Here is a 19,242-nt window from a genome sequence, read left to right on the forward strand (position 1 = left end):
GTGGAACACGTTCTTAGCATCACTGGTGTTACATCAGTTGTGTCATAGCTGTGTCATAGCGCTGGGGGCTCAATGGCAGTGCCGGGCAAGGGCGTTCACGGACCGCTCGCCGGAGTGCGTGTGGTGGAGCTGGCGGGCATCGGGCCCGGCCCGTTCGCCGCCATGCTGCTGGCCGATCTCGGCGCGGACGTCGTGCGCGTCGACCGCCCCCGAGGAGGCGGCCTCGCGATCGATCCCGACTACGACGTGACCAACCGCAACAAACGCTCCGTCGTCATCGACCTGAAGGCCGACGGCGGCGCGGCCCGCGTCCTCGACCTCGTCGAGCGCGCCGACGTCCTCATCGAGGGCTACCGGCCGGGCGTGGCCGAGCGCCTCGGCGTCGGCCCCGACGCCTGCCACGCCCGCAACCCCGCGCTCGTCTACGGCCGGATGACCGGCTGGGGCCAGGAGGGGCCGCTCGCGCCGCGTGCCGGGCACGACATCGCGTACATCGCCATCACCGGCACCCTCGGCATGATCGGCAACGCGGACGAGCCGCCCGCGATCCCCGCGAACCTCGTCGGCGACTACGCGGGCGGCTCGCTCTACCTCGTCGTCGGCATTCTCGCGGCGCTCAACCACGCGCGCGTGCACGGTGCCGGGCAGGTCGTGGACGCCGCGATCGTCGACGGCGCCGCCCACCTCTCCACGATGATCCACGGCATGCTCGCGGCGGGCGGCTGGCAGGACCGCCGCGGCGCCAACCTCCTCGACGGCGGCTGCCCGTTCTACGGCACCTACGCGACCGCGGACGGCGGCTACATGGCCGTCGGCTCCCTGGAGCAGCAGTTCTACGACGAGTTCATCACCCTCCTCGGCCTCGCCGACGTGGCACCCGCCCGCAAGGACCTGGCCCGCTGGGACGAGCTGCGCGAGGCGGTCGCCGCCCGCTTCAGGGAACGTACGCGCGACGAGTGGACGGCCGTCTTCGAGGACTCCGACGCGTGCGTGGCGCCCGTGCTGTCCCTGCGCGAGGCCCCCGCCCACCCGCACCTCGCCGCGCGCGGCACCTTCGTCGACCACGGCGGCATCACCCAGCCCGCCCCCGCGCCCCGTTTCTCCGCGACCCCGACACGGGTCCGCACCGGCCCCGCGCAGCCGGGCGCCGACACCGCCGAGGTGGCCCGCGACTGGGACGTACCGGCCCTCACGGCACCCTCCGAGGAACAGGAAGACCACTGATGGAGATCTCGGTCCCGCTCGCCTACGCGGGCGACCCGCGCGAGGGCGCCGACGGCGTCGCCGCCCTGGAGTCCGCGGGCCTCGACGCCGTGTGGGTCGCGGAGGCGTACGGCTTCGACTCGCCCACGATCATGGGCTACCTCGCGGCGCGCACGGAGCGCATGAAGATCGGCGCCGCCATCCTCAACGTCTACTCACGCACCCCCGCCCTCATCGCCCAGACCGCCGCGGGACTCGACGCCGTCTCCGGCGGCCGCGCGATCATCGGCCTCGGCGCCTCCGGCCCCCAGGTCGTCGAGGGCTGGCACGGCAAGCCGTACGACAAGCCGCTCGGCCGCACCCGCGAGACCATCGAGCTGACCCGCCGCATCCTGCGCCGCGAGGTCATCGACCACCACGGCATCACGGACATGCCGCTGCCTCCGGAGAAGGGCGGCAGGCTCGGCAAGCCTCTGAAGATCCTCACGAAGCCGGTGCGCCCCGAAGTGCCGCTGTACGTCGCCTCCCTGGGCCCCGCCAACGTCCGCATGACCGCCGAGGTCGCCGACGGCTGGCTGCCCACCCTCTTCCTCCCGGAGAAGGCGCACGAGGTGTGGGGCGCCGCGCTCGCCGCCGGCAAGGAGAAGCGCGATCCGGCTCTCGGGCCGCTCCACACCGTCGCCGGGGGACTGCTGGCCATCGGCGACGACGCGGCGGCCGTACGGGACCTCGCGCGCCCCCAGATCGCCCTCTACGTAGGCGGCATGGGCGCGAAGGGGAAGAACTTCTACAACGACCTCGCGGTCGCGTACGGCTATGAGAAAGAGGCCGCGCGCATCCAGGAGCTCTACCTCGCCGGGAAGAAGAAGGAGGCCGAGGCCGCCGTCCCGGACGAGTTCTGCGAGCTCATGTCGCTCTGCGGACCCGAGAGCTACGTCCGTGAACGCGTCGAGGCCTTCCGGGCGGCGGGCGTCACCATGCTCAACGTCATACCCGTCGGCCCCGAGCCGGCCGCACTGATCGAAACCGTCAAGGGCTGGCTCTAGGAGGCCGTACGTGAAGCGACAGATCTTCTCCGCGGTACACGAGGCGTTCCGCGAGACCGTCCGCACCTTCCTCGCCAAGGAGGTGCTGCCGCACTACGAGCAGTGGGAGAAGGACGGCATCGTCAGCCGTGACGCCTGGCTCGCCGCCGGCAAGCAGGGCCTGCTCGGCCTCGCCGTCCCCGAGGAGTACGGAGGCGGCGGGAACGACGACTTCCGCTACTCCGCGGTCCTCGCCGAGGAGTTCACGCGCGCGGGCGCCGCCGGACTCGCGATCGGCCTGCACAACGACATCATCGGCCCCTATCTGACCTCGCTCGCCACCGAGGAGCAGAAGCGGCGCTGGCTGCCCGGCTTCTGCACCGGCGAGACCATCACGGCCATCGCGATGACCGAGCCCGGCGCGGGCTCCGACCTCCAGGGCATCCGCACCGCCGCCGAGGACCACGGCGACCACTGGGTGCTCAACGGCTCCAAGACGTTCATCTCGAACGGCATCCTCGCCGACCTCGTCATCGTCGTCGCCAAGACGTCCCCGGAAGGCGGCGCCCACGGCCTGTCGCTCCTCGTCGTCGAGCGCGGCACGGACGGCTTCGAGCGGGGCCGCAACCTCGACAAGATCGGCCAGAAGTCCCAGGACACCGCCGAGCTCTTCTTCAACGACGTACGCGTCCCCAAGGAGAACCTGCTCGGCGAGCTCAACGGCGCCTTCGTCCACCTGATGACGAATCTCGCGCAGGAGCGCATGGGCATCGCCGTCGCCGGGATCGCCGCCGCCGAGCACCTCCTGGACATCACCACGACCTATGTGAAGGAGCGCGAGGCCTTCGGGCGCCCCCTGTCCCGGCTGCAGCACATCCGCTTCGAGATCGCGGAGATGGCCACCGAGTGCGCCGTCACCCGCACGTTCCTCGACCGGTGCATCGTCGATCACTCGAACGGGGAACTCGACGCCGTGCACGCGTCGATGGCGAAGTGGTGGGCCACCGAACTGCAGAAGCGGGTCGCCGACCGCTGTCTGCAACTGCACGGCGGATACGGCTACATGGCGGAGTACCGCGTCGCCAAGGCCTTCACCGACGGCCGCATCCAGACCATCTACGGCGGTACGACCGAGATCATGAAGGAGATCATCGGCCGCTCCCTCCTCGGCTGACCCGCACCCTCACCCTCCCGGACATTCCACGAAACCCTCCCGGACACCCCCGAAAGGCTCACGCGTGACCACCGAAGCGTACGTATACGACGCGATCCGCACCCCGCGCGGACGCGGCAAGGCCAACGGTGCCCTGCACGGCACCAAGCCGATCGACCTCGTCGTCGGCCTGATCCACGAGATCCAGGCACGGTTCCCGGACCTGGACCCGGCCGCCATCGACGACATCGTCCTCGGCGTGGTCGGCCCGGTCGGCGACCAGGGCTCCGACATCGCGCGGATCGCCGCCATCGCCGCGGGACTGCCCGACACGGTCGCCGGCGTCCAGGAGAACCGCTTCTGCGCCTCCGGCCTCGAAGCGGTCAACCTCGCCGCGATGAAGGTCCGCTCGGGCTGGGAGGACCTGGTGCTCGCGGGCGGCGTCGAGTCGATGTCGCGGGTGCCGATGGCCTCCGACGGCGGCGCCTGGTTCAACGACCCGATGACCAACTTCGAGACCGGCTTCGCGCCGCAGGGCATCGGCGCCGACCTCATCGCCACCGTCGAGGGCTTCTCGCGGCGCGACGTCGACGAGTACGCGGCCCTCTCGCAGGAGCGCGCCGCCGCGGCCTGGAAGGACGGCCGCTTCGACAGGTCCGTCGTACCGGTCAAGGACCGCAACGGCCTCGTCGTCCTCGACCACGACGAGCACATGCGGCCCGGCACCACCGCCGACTCCCTCGGCAAGCTGAAGCCGTCCTTCAAGGACATCGGCGACATGGGCGGCTTCGACGCGGTGGCGCTGCAGAAGTACCACTGGGTCGAGGAGATCGACCACGTCCACCACGCGGGCAACTCCTCCGGCATCGTCGACGGCGCCTCGCTGGTCGCCATCGGCACGAAGGAGGTCGGCGAGCGCTACGGCCTCGCGCCGCGCGCGCGGATCGTCTCCGCGGCGGTCTCCGGCTCCGAGCCGCTGATCATGCTGACCGGGCCCGCGCCCGCGACCCGCAAGGCGCTCGCCAAGGCCGGCCTCACCATTGACGACATCGACCTCGTCGAGATCAACGAGGCGTTCGCGGCGGTCGTGCTGCGGTTCGTGAAGGACATGGGGCTGTCCCTGGACAAGGTGAACGTCAACGGGGGCGCGATCGCGCTCGGTCACCCTCTCGGGGCGACCGGCGCGATGATCCTCGGGACGCTCGTCGACGAGCTGGAGCGCAGGGATCTGCGGTACGGGCTGGCGACGTTGTGCGTGGGCGGTGGGATGGGCATCGCCACGATTGTGGAACGGCTGTAGGGGTCGCGCCGTAGGGGCTGGGGTGCGTCGCCGACCGCGGGTGCGTCGTGGTCGCTCGCGCAGTTCCCCGCGCCCCTGAAGGCCCGCGGCTGCGCCGCGGCCTTCCCCGGTACGCGCCCCTGAAGGTTCGCGGCTGCGCCGCAGCCTTCTCCGATACGCGGCGCCGAAAGGCGCACTCCGTGCGCCCTCATGAGGCGCGGCGCAGCCGCTGCCTCAGGGGCGCGGGGAACTGCGCGACCAGCCCCCACCGGCGGTCAGCCGGCCACGAACCCCCGCCGCCCTCCCCGTATTCCGCTCCCTCTCAGACTTCACGGAGACAAAGACATGACCGACCCCAAGACCATCCGCTGGGAACAGGACGACACAGGTGTCGTCACCCTCGTCCTCGACGACCCCAACCAGTCCGCGAACACCATGAACCAGGCGTTCAAGGACTCCATCGCGGCGATCGCCGACCGCGCGGAGGCCGCCGTCGCGGCCGACAAGGACGCCATCCGCGGGTTCATCTACACCTCCGCGAAGAAGACCTTCTTCGCGGGCGGCGACCTCAAGGACATGATCAAGGTCGGCCCCGAGAACGCCCAGCAGGCGTTCGACACGGGCAACGCCATCAAGAACTCGCTGCGCCGCATCGAGACCCTGGGCAAGCCCGTCGTCGCCGCCATCAACGGCGCGGCTCTCGGCGGCGGCTACGAGATCGCCCTCGCCTCCCACCACCGCGTCGCCCTCGACGCCCCCGGTTCCAAGATCGGCCTGCCCGAGGTCACCCTCGGCCTGCTCCCGGCCGGCGGCGGCGTCACCCGCACCGTGCGTCTCATGGGCATCACGGACGCACTCCTCAAGGTGCTCCTCCAGGGCACCCAGTACAACCCGAAGCGCGCCCTGGAGAACGGCCTCGTCCACGAGCTGGCCGCCACTCCGGAGGAGATGATCGAGAAGGCCCGCGCCTTCATCGACGCCAACCCCGAGTCGCAGCAGCCCTGGGACAGGCCCGGCTACCGCATCCCGGGCGGCACCCCGGCCAACCCGAAGTTCGCGGCGAACCTGCCCGCCTTCCCCGCCAACCTGAAGAAGCAGACGGCGGGTGCCAACTACCCGGCACCGCGCAACATCCTCGCCGCGGCCGTCGAGGGCTCCCAGGTCGACTTCGAGACCGCGCTGACCATCGAGGCCCGGTACTTCACCGAGCTGGTCACGGGCCAGGTCGCGAAGAACATGATTCAGGCGTTCTTCTTCGACCTCCAGGCCGTCAACTCCGGCGCCAACCGCCCCAAGGACATCGAGCCGCGCCAGGTCCGCAAGGTCGCCGTGCTCGGCGCGGGCATGATGGGCGCGGGCATCGCGTACTCCTGCGCCCGCGCGGGCATCGAGGTCGTCCTCAAGGATGTCTCGGCGGAGGCCGCGCAGAAGGGCAAGGGCTATTCCGAGAAGCTCTGCGCCAAGGCCGTCCAGCGGGGTCGTACGACCCAGGAGAAGGCGGACGCGCTGCTCGCCCGCATCACGCCGACCGCGGACCCGCAGGCCCTCGCGGGCTGTGACGCCGTGATCGAGGCGGTCTTCGAGGACACCTCGCTCAAGCACAAGGTGTTCCAGGAGATCCAGGACATCGTCGAGCCGGACGCGCTCCTCTGCTCGAACACGTCCACCCTGCCGATCACCACCCTGGCGGAGGGGGTCACGCGTCCTGTCGACTTCATCGGGCTCCACTTCTTCTCGCCCGTCGACAAAATGCCGCTCGTCGAGATCATCAAGGGTGAGCGGACCGGCGACGAGGCGCTCGCCCGCGCCTTCGACCTGGTGCGCCAGATCAACAAGACACCGATCGTCGTCAACGACTCGCGCGGCTTCTTCACCTCGCGCGTCATCGGGCACTTCATCAACGAAGGCGTCGCGATGGTCGGCGAGGGCATCGAGCCCGCCTCGGTCGAGCAGGCGGCGGCCCAGGCGGGCTACCCGGCGAAGGTGCTGTCCCTGATGGACGAGCTGACCCTCACCCTGCCCCGCAAGATCCGCAACGAGACGAAGAAGGCCGTCGAGGAGGCCGGCGGCACGTGGGCGGGCCACCCCTCGGACACCGTGATCGACCGCATGGTCGACGAGTTCGAGCGCCCCGGCAGGAGCGGGGGAGCGGGCTTCTACGACTACGTGGACGGCAAGCGCGCCAAGCTCTGGCCGGGCCTGCGCGAGCACTTCACCAAGCCGGGCCACGAGATCCCGTTCGAGGACATGCAGGAGCGCATGCTCTTCTCCGAAGCGCTCGACACCGTACGTCTCCTGGAGGAGGGCGTCCTGACGTCGGTCGCCGACGCCAACATCGGCTCCATCCTCGGCATCGGCTTCCCGGGCTGGACGGGCGGCGTCCTGCAGTACATCAACGGCTACGAAGGCGGCCTGCCCGGATTCGTGGCACGCGCGCGTGAGCTCACCGAGCGCTACGGAGAGCGGTTCACGCCGCCCGCGCTGCTCGTCGAGAAGGCGGAGAACGGCGAGAAGTTCAGCGACGGCTGACCCTGCTCCCAAGTGGAACCCGCGCGGGAGTGGTTCAGCTCTCCTTGAGCCACTCCCGCAGCTCCTCCTTGAGGGAGCGCTGGAACGCGGTCACCAGCGCCTGCACCACCATCGGCTGCATATGGGCCGAGAGCGACCGCATCGCCGCCACGTGCTCGGGGTCCGACTCACGCTCGCGGTAGGGCCCCCAGACCTCGTCGCGGAAGAGCCGGGACAGCTCGTGCGCGGCCTCGCGGGTGTGCTCCATCAGGACCGTGCGCGCCGCCAGGATCGTCTCGTGCGCGATCGGTACGTCCAGGAGCTGCACGCCGAGACGCAGCAGGCCCACGTCGACGCGGTACGTGTCCGGGGCAGGGGTGCGGGCGATCACGCCCATCGCCGCGAGCCGGTCCAGATCCTCTCCGTCGAGCGCGCGGCCCGCCCTGCGCTCCAGCTCGGCGCGCGGGGTGTCCTCCGCCGATTCGGGCGCCCACGAGGCCACCACGGCACGGTGGATGGCCAGGTCGTGCGCGCTCAGGTCCGCGGGCAGCTGCTCCAGATACCGCTCGATCGCGGCGAGCGTCATGCCCTGGTGCTGCAGCTCCTCGATGAGCGCGAGCCGGGAGAGGTGCTCCTGGCCGTAGTGACCGACGCGGCGCGGCCCGATCACCGGCGGCGGGAGCAGCCCCTTCGTGCTGTAGAAGCGGATGGTGCGGACCGTGACGCCCGCGCGCGCGGCGAGTTCGTCGACGGTGAGCGTCGGCTCCTCGGTGTCCGTGCCCGTGTCCGTCGTCATGACGCGCTCCTCCCCGGCCGGTTCTCCGGACCTCTCCCCGTCTGTGCAGCGGTCCGGTGCGTGGCCGGGCGTGCATCAATCCGGTGCAACAGTATTGCTGGCACACCAGTGTTGTGAAACCCTCCGGGCCAGTCACATGCTCGTCCACCGCTCGGCCACTCGCTCCTCACGCACCCGTCCGCTCACGCACAGCCGATGGCGCCAGGAGGCGGTCATGACCACGATCCTGCGACTCCCCGGGGACCCCGCCGACATCACGCTCCCCGCCCTGCTGCTCCGCAACGCCGAGGACCACGGCGACCTGCCCGCGCTCTCCTGGCGTGCGGGGGAGGAGTGGTCGACGCTCACCTGGCGTGAGGCGCGGCGCAAGGTGGGCGTCCTCGCCGCCGGTTACGCCGCGCTCGGCGTCGAGCGCGGCGAGCACGTCCTGATGATGATGGGCAACCGCCCCGAGCACTGGCTGAGCGACCTCGCCCTGGTGCACCTCGGTGCCGTGCCCGTCACCGTGTACGGCACCTCGGCCCCCGAGCAGGTCGCGCACATCGTCCGGCACAGCCGGGCCCGCTTCGCGATCGTCGAGGGCGCCCGCGAACTGCCGCGCTGGGAACCCCTCCTGTCGGACGTCACGGCCCCGCTGGAGCGCCTCGTCGTCGTGGAGGCGGCCGAGGCGGGCGAACACCGCACGTACGGCTCGCTGCACGCCACCGGAAGCCGCCTCTACAACCCCGACGCCTTCGAGAAGGCCTGGCGCGAGAACCGCCCGGCCGACCCGCTCACCGTCGTCTACACCTCGGGCACCACCGGCGACCCCAAGGGCGTCCGCCTCACCCACCGCAACGTGATCCTCAACGGCATCGCCCTGGACGGCGTCGTCGAGTTCCCCGAACACGTCGGGCACATCTGCTACCTGCCCTTCGCGCACATCGCCGAGCGCCTCCTCGGCATCTACCTGCCGGTGCTCCGCGCCGCCCACGTCTATCTGTGCGCCGACCCCGCGCACGTGGCCGCCACCGCGCGCGAGCTGCGCCCCTTCCAGTTCTTCGGTGTCCCGCGCGTGTGGGAGAAGCTCGCCGCGTCCGTGCGGGCCGCGCTCGCCGGGCTGCCGGAGGAGCGGTGCCGCGCCATCGAGGCGGCGAACGAGACGGCACGCGCGTACGTCGCCTGCCGGGAGCGCGGGGAGGAGCCGCCCGCCGAGCTCCGGGCGGCGTACGCGGAGGCCAAGGAGAAGGTGCTCGATCCGCTGCTCGCCCTGGCCGGGTTCGACCGCCTCGTGTGGACCGCGAGCGCGTCGGCGCCGATGCCGGTGGACGTGGCCAGGTTCTGGGCCGGCTTCGGGCTCGTGATCATGGACGCGTGGGGGCTCACCGAGACCTCCGGTGTCGTCACGACGAACGGGCCCGACGGATTCAGGCTCGGCTCCGTGGGCCGCCCCCTCGAAGGCCTGGAGGTACGCGTCGCCGACGACGGCGAGATCCTGGTGCGCGGCGCGACGGTCTTCGACGGATATCTGCGCCCCGACGGCGGCGTCGACGACGCGCGGGACGCGGACGGCTGGTTCGCCACCGGGGACGTCGGGCGGCTCGACGAGGACGGCTACCTCTGGCTCACCGACCGCAAGAAGGAAATGATCGTGACGTCGACGGGCAAGAACGTCGCGCCCGCCCTCGTCGAGAGCGCGCTCAAGGAGCACCCGCTGATCGGGCAGGCCCTCGTCCACGGGGACGGCCGCTCCTACCTGGTGGCGCTCCTCGTCCTCGACCCGGAGATGGCGCCCGCCTGGGCGGCCGCGCGCGGCATCGAGGGGAATCCGGCCACGCTGGTCACCCACGAGGCCGTGCTCGCGGAGGTGGCCCGCGCCGTGGAGACCGCCAACGCGCGCCTGAACCGCACCGAGCAGATCAAGCGCTACCGGCTGCTCGCCGAGGAGTGGGGGCCGGAGACCGGCGAGCTGACGCCGTCCCTGAAGCTGCGCCGCCGGGTGATCCGTGACAAGTACATGCAGGTCATCGACGCCTTGTACACCCCCTGACCAGCATGTGAGAAGTCCCGCTATGTGACGTGTGCCACCGCGTGGGGGGCGATCTCTGAGGGAAGGTGTCCCGTCGGTCCGCGCGCGTCAGGGGTGTCGCGGGCCGGAGCACATCCGGACCCCGGAGCTCTTCCGGGCACCAGAGAGTAGATCCCCCACGTGAGCAAGGAAGCCGTAGATTCGGCCGTCCTGGACGCATCCCGCACCGATGCGCGCCAGGCCCCCGCGGACGCGGGCGACGCCGGTTACAGCAAGGACCTCAAGGCCCGTCACGTCAACATGATCGCGATCGGTGGCGCGATCGGCACCGGCCTCTTCCTCGGGGCGGGCGGCCGCCTCCACTCGGCGGGCCCCGCGCTCGCCCTCGCGTACCTCGTGTGCGGCATCTTCGCGTTCTTCGTCGTCAGGGCGCTCGGCGAGATGGTCCTGTACCGGCCCTCGTCCGGTTCGTTCGTCTCGTACGCGCGTGAGTTCCTCGGCGAGAAGGGCGCGTTCTTCGCCGGTTGGATGTACTTCCTCAACTGGTCGACCACCTGCATCGCCGACATCACGGCGATCGCGCTCTACACGCACTACTGGAGCTTCTTCACCGACATCCCCCAGTGGGTGCTCGCGCTGATCGCCCTCGCGGTCGTGCTGTCGGTGAACCTGGTCTCGGTGAAGTACTTCGGCGAGATGGAGTTCTGGTTCTCGATCATCAAGGTGGCCGCACTGAGCGCCTTCATGATCATCGGCATCTGGCTCCTTGCCAGCCAGCACAAGGTCGGCGGCGAGACGCCCGGCCTCAACATGATCACCGACCACGGCGGCCTGATGCCGAACGGTCTGATGCCGGTCGTGATCGTGATGCAGGGCGTCGTCTTCGCGTACGCCTCGCTGGAGCTGGTCGGCGTCGCGGCGGGCGAGACCGCCGAGCCGCAGAAGATCGTCCCGCGCGCGGTGAACTCGATCATGTGGCGCGTCGGCCTCTTCTACGTCGGCTCCGTCGTCCTGCTCGCGCTGCTGCTGCCGGGCACGGTGTACTCGGCCGACCAGAGCCCGTTCGTAACGGTCCTCTCCAAGATCGGCGTACCGGCCGCCGGCGACGTGATGAACTTCGTGGTCCTCACCGCCGCCATGTCCTCGCTGAACTCCGGCCTCTACTCCACGGGCCGCATCCTGCGCTCGATGGCGATGGCGGGCTCCGCCCCGAGGTTCACCGCCAGGATGAACCGCAACCAGGTCCCCTACGGCGGCATCCTGCTCACCGCCTCCCTCGGTGTCGTCGGCGTCGGCCTCAACAAGGTGGTTCCGGGCAAGGCCTTCGAGATCGTCCTGAACGTGGCCTCGCTCGGCATCATCGGCACCTGGATCACGATCATGGTCTGCCACCTCGCCTTCGTGCGCAGCGCCAAGCGCGGCGAGATCACCCGGCCGAAGTTCCAGCTCCCCTTCAGCGGCATCACCGAGTACGTGACGATCGCGTTCCTGCTCGCCGTCCTCGGCCTGATGTGGAAGGACGCCGACGTCGGCCGCAAGACGCTGTTCCTCATCCCGATCGTGGGCGCGGCCCTGGTCGTGGGCTGGTTCGGCGTCCGCCGCCGGGTGGAGCGCGAGGCCCAGGGCCTCACGGTGCCGAAGGACAGCTGACAGCACACCACTGCTTGTCAGTGGCGGCCCGTACGGTGGCGTCATGCCGGAGATCACGTATGTCCGGGGTGACGCCACCGCGCTGTTCGTGTGGTCCCGTGTTCCCGGTCGGACAACTGGACCGCATGTGTGCGTTGTTGTGCACGGATGAGCGGGTAGAGCCCCGTCATGCAGTTCATCTCCGCGCAGGGCGTCCCCGCGCAGCTCGTCCCCGGCCGGCTCGTGCCCACGTGGCTCGGCCCCATGGAATTCGGGCCGGTCGGACCGCAAGGTCAGGAACCGGCGGTCGTCGCGGCCCTGCTCTGTGCCCTCTGCCTCCTCGCCGCGCGCTTCTTCGCCTCGCGTCTTCTCGCCGTAGGCCTCCCGCCCGGTGCCGGCCGAGCCCCGGTGCTCGCCGTGCTGCCGGTGGACGGCGGTCGGCCGGAGACGCGCGGGAGGCTGCTCCGCGCGGCGCCTGCGGACGGCCCGTGGGAGGACGACGGGGACGACGGGGACGACGAGGGCGACGGGGCCCTCGCCACCGGCCAGGCCCGCGAGGAGGCGGAGCGCGCCGAGGCGGAGGCCGAGCTGCGCCGCCAGATCTCCGAGTGGGCGTCCGAGGTGGCGGGCCGCATCGCCGAAGCCCCGCGCACCGCCCCACGCCCCGCCCCGTGCGCCGACGCATGGTCCGAGGCGGGGACCGAGCCGACGGGTTCCGGTCGCTAGGCGTACGCATTCACGCCCTCGTCCGCCGACACCACTGGTGGCCCGGCCCACGCGGCCGGAGACTCGGATACATGGACGTCATGGTCTCGGTCAAGGACGGCGAACTGTGGTCGCACGACTCGGGTGAACCGAGCGGCACGGACGGCGAAAGCCTCCCCCTCGTCCTGCTGCATCCCGGAGTCGGCGACTCCCGGATCTGGGACGGCCTCCTGCCGCGCCTCACGGAGCGGCACCGGGTGATCCACTACGACGCTCGCGGCTACGGCAGGTCGCCGGCCCCGACCTCCCCGTACTCACTGGTCGAGGACCTGATCGCCGTCCTCGACCACTACGGCGTGGCCCGCGCGGTCCTGGCCGGGTCCAGCATGGGCGGCGCGACGGCCCTCAGCCTCGCGCTCCGCGACCCCGCGCGGGTGGCGAGCCTCGCCCTGGTGGTCCCGAGCGTCACCGGCGCCGAAGATCCCCTCTCGCCCGAGTTCATGGCCGAGGTCGGCAGGCGCGCCCAAGCGGGCGACGTGGACGGCATCGTGACCATGATGCGCGGCGTCTCCGCCACGCAGGGCACTGGGGACGACCCCGAGGTGACGGCACACCTGAAGGCGGTGGTCCCGGCGTGGTTCGCCGTGCACCCGCACCACGTGCCGGACCCGCCCGTCTACGACCGGCTCGGCGAACTCGACGTGCCGTGCGTCCTCGCCCTGGCCGAGCACGACCAGCCCGAGGTGCGCCGCGTGAACGAGACGATGGCGCGGCGCATCCCCGGCTGCCGCCTGGTCCGCCTCGAACACAGCGACCACTTCCCGACGGTGCGCGAACCCGACGCGGTCCTGGACGTCATCCTGGACGCGTACGCCCTGGCGCGCTGACGGCCCCCACGCCCGCGGTCGCATACTGGAACACGCACGCACCGCGTACGGCCGAGGAGCACGTCACATGAACCACCACGCCGACGGCCGCGATCCGGAACCGCCCCCACCCGGCGGCATCCTCTGGAGCATCGCGGGCGACATCCGCATGTTCCTGATGCTGCCGCCCGCGCTCACCATGCAGGTGGCGCACCCGGCGGTCGGTGCGGGCGTCGACGAGCACTCGGTGTTCCGCACCGACCCGTGGGGGAGGGGCGAGCGCTCGGTGCGCTCGGTCCTGCTGTGGGTGTACGGCGGGGACGAGGCCGCCGCGGAGGGCCGCAGGCTGCGCGCACTGCACCGCACCATCCAGGGCACGGACACCCGCGGCCGCCGCTACCACGCGCTGACCCCCGCGAACTACGCGTGGGTCCACGCCACCGGCTTCCCCGTCTACCGGCACGCGCAGAAATACCTGGGCCGCCCCTTCACCGAGGCGCAGGAACGGCAGCTGTACGCGGAGTGGCTGCGGGTCGGGCGCGTCCTCGGCCTCCACGACCGGGACATGCCGCAGACGCTGGAGGAGTTCTGGCCGTACTACCGCAAGGTCCTCGCCGACGAGCTCGAACTCACGCGGGTGGCCGCCGAACTGACCGCCACCGACCAGCCCGTCCCGCCACCGGACCGCGGCCCGCTCCCCGTACGCCTGCTGCTGCGCGCCCTGTGGCCCGTACTGCTGCCCCCACTGGCCCGCTTCCGCCGCTTCGTCACGATCGGCCTGATGCCGCCGGACGCCCGCGAGGCGATAGGCCTGCCGTGGACCGCCGCGCAGGAGCGCGGGCTGCGCCGCTTCGGCCGGGTGGTCCGCACCGTGGTGCCCCTCCTCCCGGAGCGGCTGCGCTACCTGCCCGCGGCCCGAAAGGCGAGGGCACGGCACCGCGCCGCCGGGCGCTAGCCCTGGACGGCGCGGCGCACACCCGCCTCGTCAGTGGCCGTGCTTGTCGTGCTTCTCGTGCTTGTCGGCGTGGCCGTGGTCGTGCACCCCGTTCGTCGCGGCGATCTGCTTCCACGACTTCGGCTTCGCCGGGGCGGCCGACGACCGGGCGATCCCGGCGTCCCGCGCGGCGGGAGCCGCCGGGCGCGACGGCTGGTAGAGCCACGTGTCGAACAGCTTCGCGAGCGGCTTGCCCGAGATCTTCTCGGCGTACTTCACGAAGTCGCCGACCTTGGCGTTGCCGTACGCGTGCTTCTTCGGCCACCCCTTCAGGATCGCGAAGAACGCGTCGTCGCCGATCTCGTTGCGCAGCGCCTGCAGCGCGAGCGCGCCCCGGTCGTAGACCGCGCCGTGGAACTGGTTGTCCGGGCCCGGGTCGCCCGGCTTGACCTTCCAGAACGGGTCGTCCGCGGGGCGCAGGGCGTACACGTAGTCCGCCAGCTCCTGCGCCGTGCCCTCGCCCTCCTTCTCCGACCACAGCCACTGGCTGTAGCGCGCGAAGCCCTCGTTGACCCAGATGTCCTTCCAGCCGTCCACGGAGACGCTGTCGCCGTACCACTGGTGGGCGATCTCGTGGACGACGATCGACGCGTTGGAGCCGTTCGCGAACGCGGCGGGGCTGTAGAAGGGCCTGGTCTGGGTCTCCAGGGCGTAGCTGCTCTTCACGTTCGGCACATAGCCGCCGAGCGCGTTGAACGGGTACTTCCCGAAGACCGTCTCCAGCCACTCGGTGATCTCGGTGGTCCGCTCGATGCTGGCCCGCGCCGCACCGGCGTTGTCCCCCAGGTCCTTGCTGTACGCGTTCAGAACGGGCAGGCCGCTCTCCGTCTTGTCGGTGGTGATGTCGAACTTGCCGACCGCGAGCGTCGCGAGGTAACTGGCCTGCGGCTTGTTCGACCGCCAGCTGTAGCGGGTCCAGCCGAGGCGCGAACTCTGCGCCTGCAGCACGCCGTTGGAGATCGCCTGGGTGCCGTCGGGCACGGAGACGGACACGTCGTACGTGGCCTTGTCCAGCGGGTGGTCGTTGGAGGGGAACCACCACACGGCGGCCTCCGGCTCCTGCGCCGCCACACCGCCGTCCGGCGTCCGGTGCCAGGCCGTGTATCCGTTGATCTTCAGCTCGGACGGCTTGCCCGCGTACCGCACGACGACCGTGATCGGCGTGCCCTTGGGCAGCCCGGCCGCCGGCGTGATCTCCAGCTCCTGGTCGCCGGTCTTCGCGAACTTCGCCTTCTTGCCGTTGACCCGCACCTCGGAGACCTTGAGCCCGAAGTCGAGGTTGAAGCGCGAGAGGTCCTGCGTGGTGCGGGCGTTCAGCGTCGCCGTGCCTTCGAGAAGGTCCGTCTTGGGCTGGTACTTCAGCCGCAGGTCGTAGTGCGAGACGTCGTATCCGCCGTTGCCGCTCGCCGGGTAGTAGGGGTCGCCGATGCCCGGCGCCCCGGGGGAGAAGTCCGCGGCCGATGCCGGGATCGCCAGCAGGAGAGAGGCCGCGAGAGCGCCCGGGGCGATGAGTCTGCGGTGCACAAGAACTCCAAGTCGTAGGGGCACAACATCTGTTCGTCTTGATCCTGGAGCCTATTCAGCCCCGCCCGTACGCGTCATGTCCATGGCCTCGGACGTCACACGATCGCCATTCGGCCGACATGTGCCTGGTTGTCCCATGCACCTGTCGCGGCCGCGTGCGGCCCTCTGTCGCACGGGGGTTCACCGGTGTACCTTCCGCGCCATGCCGATACGTGCGCGACGCACCCGACTCCTGTGGAGAACGCTGCTTACGGCGGCCCTGGCCGCCCTGATGGCCACCCTCATGTCCCCGGGCGCGGCGCAGGGAGCCGACCCGGCCCCGCGCAAGCCGGGTGAGAGCAGACCCGTGTACTCGTACGAGGACGCGATACGCGAATCCGTATGGGTCGACACCAGGATCGACGGCGACGCGGACGGCAGGACCGACCGCGTCGCCGTCGACATCGTCAGACCCCGCGAACTCGACCGCACGGGCCGCCGGATACCCGTGATCATGGACGCGAGCCCGTACTACGCCTGCTGCGGACGCGGCAACGAGAGCCAGAAGAAGACGTACGACGAGAACGGGAACCCGGTCCGCTTCCCGCTCTACTACGACAACTACTTCGTGCCCCGCGGCTACGGCTACGTCGCCGTCGACCTCGCGGGCACGAACCGCTCCGACGGCTGCGTCGACGTCGGCGGACGCTCCGACGTCCAGTCCGCCAAGGCCGTCGTCGACTGGCTCAACGGCCGCGCCCGCGGCTACACGAGCCGCACCGGGAACGAACGTACGAAGGCGTCGTGGACCAACGGCGCCACCGGAATGATCGGCAAGAGCTACGACGGAACCGTCGCGCAGGGCGTCGCCGCCACCGGCGTGCCGGGCCTCAGGACCATCGTGCCCATCGGCGCCATCTCCTCCTGGTACGACTACTACTTCGCCAAGGGCGCCCCGCTCTACGACAGCGGCCCCGAGTGGCTGTCGGACTACGTGGAGAGCCCCGAGGCCCGCGCCCGCTGCGGCGCCGTGCAGCAGCGGCTGATCGACGGCGCACCCCGCACCGGCGACTGGACCCGCCTGTGGAGCGAGCGCAACCACGTGCCGGACGCCGACGAGGTGCGCGCCAGCGTCTTCGCCGTCCACGGCATGCAGGACCTCAACGTCCGCACCAAGCACTTCGGCCAGTGGTGGGACGCGCTCGCCGCGAACGGCGTCGACCGCAAGATCTGGCTCAGCCAGGCCGGCCACGTCGACCCCTTCGACTTCCGCCGCGCCGACTGGGTGCGCACACTGCACCGCTGGTTCGACCACGAACTCCTCGGCTACGACAACGGCGTCGACCGTGAACCGATGGCCGACATCGAGCGCGCCCCGGACCGCTGGAGCACCGACCGCGTCTGGCCGCCGCGCGGCACGCGGGCCGTCGAGCTGCGCCCCGCCAAGGGCGCCGCACCCGGCGTGGGCACCCTCGGCACCCGGCCGGGCAAGGGCTCCGAGACCTTCACCGACGACCCGGGCCTCGACGAGACCGACTGGGCCGAGCGCATCGACACGTCGACTCCGGCCAAGGCGGGCTTCGTCAGCAAGCCCCTCGCCCGCGACCTGCGCCTGTCCGGCTCCTCGAAGGTGACCGTCACCGCGACCCCGACGACCCGCACCGCCCACCTCTCCGCGGTCCTCGTCGACCTCGGGCCCGACACCATCCGCGACTACGCCGCCGCGGGCGAGGGCATCACCACCCTCCCCGAACGCACCTGCTGGGGCGCGAGCACGGCGGGTGACAGCGCCTGCTTCAAGGAGACGCGCGCCAGGACCGCCGACGTCGACTACACCATCTTCAGCCGTGGCTGGGCCGACCTCGGCAACTGGGCCGACGCCCGACGCGGCCGCCCGCTCACCCCGGGCAAGCCGCACACCATCACCCTCGACCTCGCCGCGACCGACCACGTCGTACCGAAGGGCCACCGGCTCGCGCTGATCGTCGCGGGCACCGACAGGAACCTGATCGAGCCGCCCGCCGACACCCCGACGCTCACGATCGACCTGGCCCGCACGGCGGCGAAACTCCCGCTGGTCGGTGGCCTCGGCGCATTCACCACCTCCGCACCCGTCCCGCCCGCCGAGTCCCGTCTCGACGGCGTGGCCCCGCCGCGTCCGCTCGACCCCATCCCCGGAGGCACCACTTCATGACACCGCGCATCCGCACCCTGGCGCTCGCCTGCGCCGCCACCGCGCTCGCCGCACCGCTCCTGACGGCGCCCGCGCAGGCGGCGCCGACCCCGCCCCGTACCGGATTCGAGGAGACGAACGGCGCGCGCTGGACCAGTCAGCCCGAGGAACAGGACCTCCTCGCCACCGTGGACAGGGCCGCGAAGAGAGTCTCGGTCGCCCGCATAGGCACCACCAAGCAGAACCGGCCCGTCCAACTCGTCCGCATCGGCGAACGGCCGACGAAGAACACCGTGCTGCTGATCTGCAGCCAGCACGGCGACGAGCCCTCGGGCCGCGAGGCGTGTCTGTCCACGATCCGCGACCTCGCCTACGCGAAGGACAAGAAGACCAAACGTTTCCTCTCCCGCACCACGCTCCTCGTCGTGCCCACCGCCAACCCGGACGGCCGCGCCGCCGACACCCGAGGCAACTCCGACGGCCTCGACATCAACCGCGACCACCTCTCCCTGCAGACCGCGGAGGCCCGCGCCATGGCCGCCGTGATCCGCGACCACAAGCCGGACGTCATCTACGACCTGCACGAGTACGGCGCCACTCCCAAGTACTACGACAAGGACCTGTTCGACCTCTGGCCGCGCAACCTCAACACCCACGACGCCGTGCACGGCGAGGCGCGGACCCTGTCGAAGGCGTACGTGCGGCCCGCCGCCGAGCACGACGGCCACACCACCGGCACGTACGGCATCTGGACCGACCCCGTCACCGGTGAGCCGGTCAAGCAGGTCGCGGGCGACGGCCAGGAGCGCATCCTGCGCAACATGTCCGGCATCAAGCACGCCGCGGGCCTGCTGATAGAGAGCCGCGTCGACGCCCTCACCGAAGCCGAGAAGAAGGACGAGGCGCTGAACAACCGGCGCCGCGTCGCCTCCCAGCGCTCGGCGCTCGGCGGCCTGTTCGACTACACGGACGAACGCCGCAGGCAGCTGGAGGCGGCCACCGGCGCGGCCCGCGCCGAGGGCTACCGCGACCGCGGCCCGGTCTACGTCGGCGGCGCCGACAACGACCCCGCCGAGCCGTCGGAGACCATCCAGGACCCGCCCTGCGGCTACCGCCTGACCGCCGCCCAGTACGGCGACATCAAGGACGAACTGGCCCTGCACGGCGTCACCGTGAAGCACCTCAAGTCCGGCGCGTACGTCCCGCTGCGGCAGTCGGCCCGGGCCCTGGTGCCGCTGCTGCTCGACGAGCGTGCGCCGTATCACATGGTCACAGGTCGGCCCGACATGGTCTGTTGAGAAGGTGAGAGGTGCGTCACATGTGGTAGGGGGTAGCGGAGAACAAAGTCTCGACCCAATCGACCCCTTGAAAGGTGTCACTTGTGACGCAGGATCAACATA

General features: G+C 70.9%; 14 protein-coding genes. 12 read left to right on the top strand and 2 right to left on the bottom strand.

The genetic code is table 11. The features are described 5' to 3' along the window. The first annotated feature begins 72 nt into the window (after window positions 1–72). The 5 genes from AB0H82_RS21830 to AB0H82_RS21850 all read left to right on the top strand — a co-directional run bounded on the left by AB0H82_RS21830 (window position 73) and on the right by AB0H82_RS21850 (window position 7,189). Window positions 73–1,224 carry a CaiB/BaiF CoA-transferase family protein gene (locus tag AB0H82_RS21830; RefSeq protein ID WP_362995102.1) on the top strand — a complete coding sequence of 384 codons (1,152 nt, stop codon included), beginning with the start codon at window positions 73–75 and terminating at the stop codon, window positions 1,222–1,224. Beyond that, window positions 1,224–2,249, top strand: a complete 1,026-nt coding sequence (locus AB0H82_RS21835; protein ID WP_362995104.1) for an LLM class F420-dependent oxidoreductase — start codon at window positions 1,224–1,226, stop codon at window positions 2,247–2,249. The genes AB0H82_RS21830 and AB0H82_RS21835 overlap by 1 nt, the downstream gene beginning before the upstream one ends. A gap of 10 nt (window positions 2,250–2,259) precedes the next feature. Continuing rightward, the gene (locus AB0H82_RS21840; RefSeq protein WP_362995106.1) at window positions 2,260–3,402 is read left to right on the top strand and encodes an acyl-CoA dehydrogenase family protein; all 1,143 of its coding nucleotides are present in this window, start codon (window positions 2,260–2,262) and stop codon (window positions 3,400–3,402) included. Between the two features lie 64 nt (window positions 3,403–3,466). Continuing rightward, window positions 3,467–4,681 (top strand): acetyl-CoA C-acetyltransferase, encoded by a 1,215-nt coding sequence (locus tag AB0H82_RS21845; RefSeq protein WP_362995108.1) that lies wholly within the window; start codon window positions 3,467–3,469, stop codon window positions 4,679–4,681. A 324-nt stretch (window positions 4,682–5,005) separates the two neighbouring features. Then, complete coding sequence (locus AB0H82_RS21850) at window positions 5,006–7,189, top strand: 3-hydroxyacyl-CoA dehydrogenase NAD-binding domain-containing protein (RefSeq protein ID WP_362995110.1); 2,184 nt, start codon at window positions 5,006–5,008, stop codon at window positions 7,187–7,189. A gap of 34 nt (window positions 7,190–7,223) precedes the next feature. Here the strand turns inward: AB0H82_RS21850 and AB0H82_RS21855 are convergent, their stop codons facing one another. Further along, window positions 7,224–7,964, bottom strand: coding sequence for a MerR family transcriptional regulator (locus AB0H82_RS21855; protein ID WP_362995112.1), 741 nt, complete (start codon window positions 7,962–7,964; stop codon window positions 7,224–7,226). Window positions 7,965–8,178: 214 nt separating this feature from the next. Between AB0H82_RS21855 and AB0H82_RS21860 the strand changes: the two genes are divergently transcribed. The 5 genes from AB0H82_RS21860 (at window position 8,179) to AB0H82_RS21880 (ending at window position 14,127) form a co-directional block, all read left to right on the top strand. Then, entirely contained in the window at window positions 8,179–9,993 is a 1,815-nt protein-coding gene (locus tag AB0H82_RS21860) for an AMP-dependent synthetase/ligase (RefSeq protein WP_362995114.1), read from the top strand. A 159-nt stretch (window positions 9,994–10,152) separates the two neighbouring features. Next, window positions 10,153–11,622: an amino acid permease gene (locus AB0H82_RS21865; RefSeq protein ID WP_362995116.1), complete on the top strand. Its 1,470-nt coding sequence runs from the start codon at window positions 10,153–10,155 to the stop codon at window positions 11,620–11,622. A 168-nt stretch (window positions 11,623–11,790) separates the two neighbouring features. Further along, window positions 11,791–12,327, top strand: coding sequence for a hypothetical protein (locus AB0H82_RS21870; protein ID WP_362995118.1), 537 nt, complete (start codon window positions 11,791–11,793; stop codon window positions 12,325–12,327). A 71-nt stretch (window positions 12,328–12,398) separates the two neighbouring features. Further along, entirely contained in the window at window positions 12,399–13,193 is a 795-nt protein-coding gene (locus AB0H82_RS21875; RefSeq protein WP_362995120.1) for an alpha/beta hydrolase, read from the top strand. A 67-nt stretch (window positions 13,194–13,260) separates the two neighbouring features. Next, window positions 13,261–14,127 (top strand): oxygenase MpaB family protein, encoded by an 867-nt coding sequence (locus AB0H82_RS21880; protein ID WP_362995122.1) that lies wholly within the window; start codon window positions 13,261–13,263, stop codon window positions 14,125–14,127. 30 nt (window positions 14,128–14,157) lie between these two features. Here the strand turns inward: AB0H82_RS21880 and AB0H82_RS21885 are convergent, their stop codons facing one another. Continuing rightward, complete coding sequence (locus AB0H82_RS21885; RefSeq protein WP_362995124.1) at window positions 14,158–15,690, bottom strand: M1 family metallopeptidase; 1,533 nt, start codon at window positions 15,688–15,690, stop codon at window positions 14,158–14,160. 202 nt (window positions 15,691–15,892) lie between these two features. On the opposite strand from AB0H82_RS21885, the gene AB0H82_RS21890 reads away from it, so the two are divergent. Continuing rightward, window positions 15,893–17,863, top strand: coding sequence for a Xaa-Pro dipeptidyl-peptidase (locus AB0H82_RS21890; protein ID WP_362995126.1), 1,971 nt, complete (start codon window positions 15,893–15,895; stop codon window positions 17,861–17,863). Then, entirely contained in the window at window positions 17,860–19,140 is a 1,281-nt protein-coding gene (locus AB0H82_RS21895) for a M14 family metallocarboxypeptidase (RefSeq protein WP_362995128.1), read from the top strand. The genes AB0H82_RS21890 and AB0H82_RS21895 overlap by 4 nt, the downstream gene beginning before the upstream one ends. The last annotated feature ends 102 nt before the right edge of the window (window positions 19,141–19,242 follow it).

Source organism: Streptomyces sp. NPDC050732, from assembly GCF_040654255.1.
In the GTDB taxonomy this organism is placed as follows: Bacteria; Actinomycetota; Actinomycetes; order Streptomycetales; family Streptomycetaceae; genus Streptomyces.

Coding starts and splice junctions, on each gene's coding strand:
- AB0H82_RS21890 (WP_362995126.1), top strand. CDS start 15,893: ATGCCGATACGTGCGCGACGCACCCGACTCCTGTGGAGAACGCTGCTT.
- AB0H82_RS21875 (WP_362995120.1), top strand. CDS start 12,399: ATGGACGTCATGGTCTCGGTCAAGGACGGCGAACTGTGGTCGCACGAC.
- AB0H82_RS21830 (WP_362995102.1), top strand. CDS start 73: ATGGCAGTGCCGGGCAAGGGCGTTCACGGACCGCTCGCCGGAGTGCGT.
- AB0H82_RS21870 (WP_362995118.1), top strand. CDS start 11,791: ATGCAGTTCATCTCCGCGCAGGGCGTCCCCGCGCAGCTCGTCCCCGGC.
- AB0H82_RS21880 (WP_362995122.1), top strand. CDS start 13,261: ATGAACCACCACGCCGACGGCCGCGATCCGGAACCGCCCCCACCCGGC.
- AB0H82_RS21895 (WP_362995128.1), top strand. CDS start 17,860: ATGACACCGCGCATCCGCACCCTGGCGCTCGCCTGCGCCGCCACCGCG.
- AB0H82_RS21855 (WP_362995112.1), bottom strand. CDS start 7,964: ATGACGACGGACACGGGCACGGACACCGAGGAGCCGACGCTCACCGTC.
- AB0H82_RS21860 (WP_362995114.1), top strand. CDS start 8,179: ATGACCACGATCCTGCGACTCCCCGGGGACCCCGCCGACATCACGCTC.
- AB0H82_RS21850 (WP_362995110.1), top strand. CDS start 5,006: ATGACCGACCCCAAGACCATCCGCTGGGAACAGGACGACACAGGTGTC.
- AB0H82_RS21835 (WP_362995104.1), top strand. CDS start 1,224: ATGGAGATCTCGGTCCCGCTCGCCTACGCGGGCGACCCGCGCGAGGGC.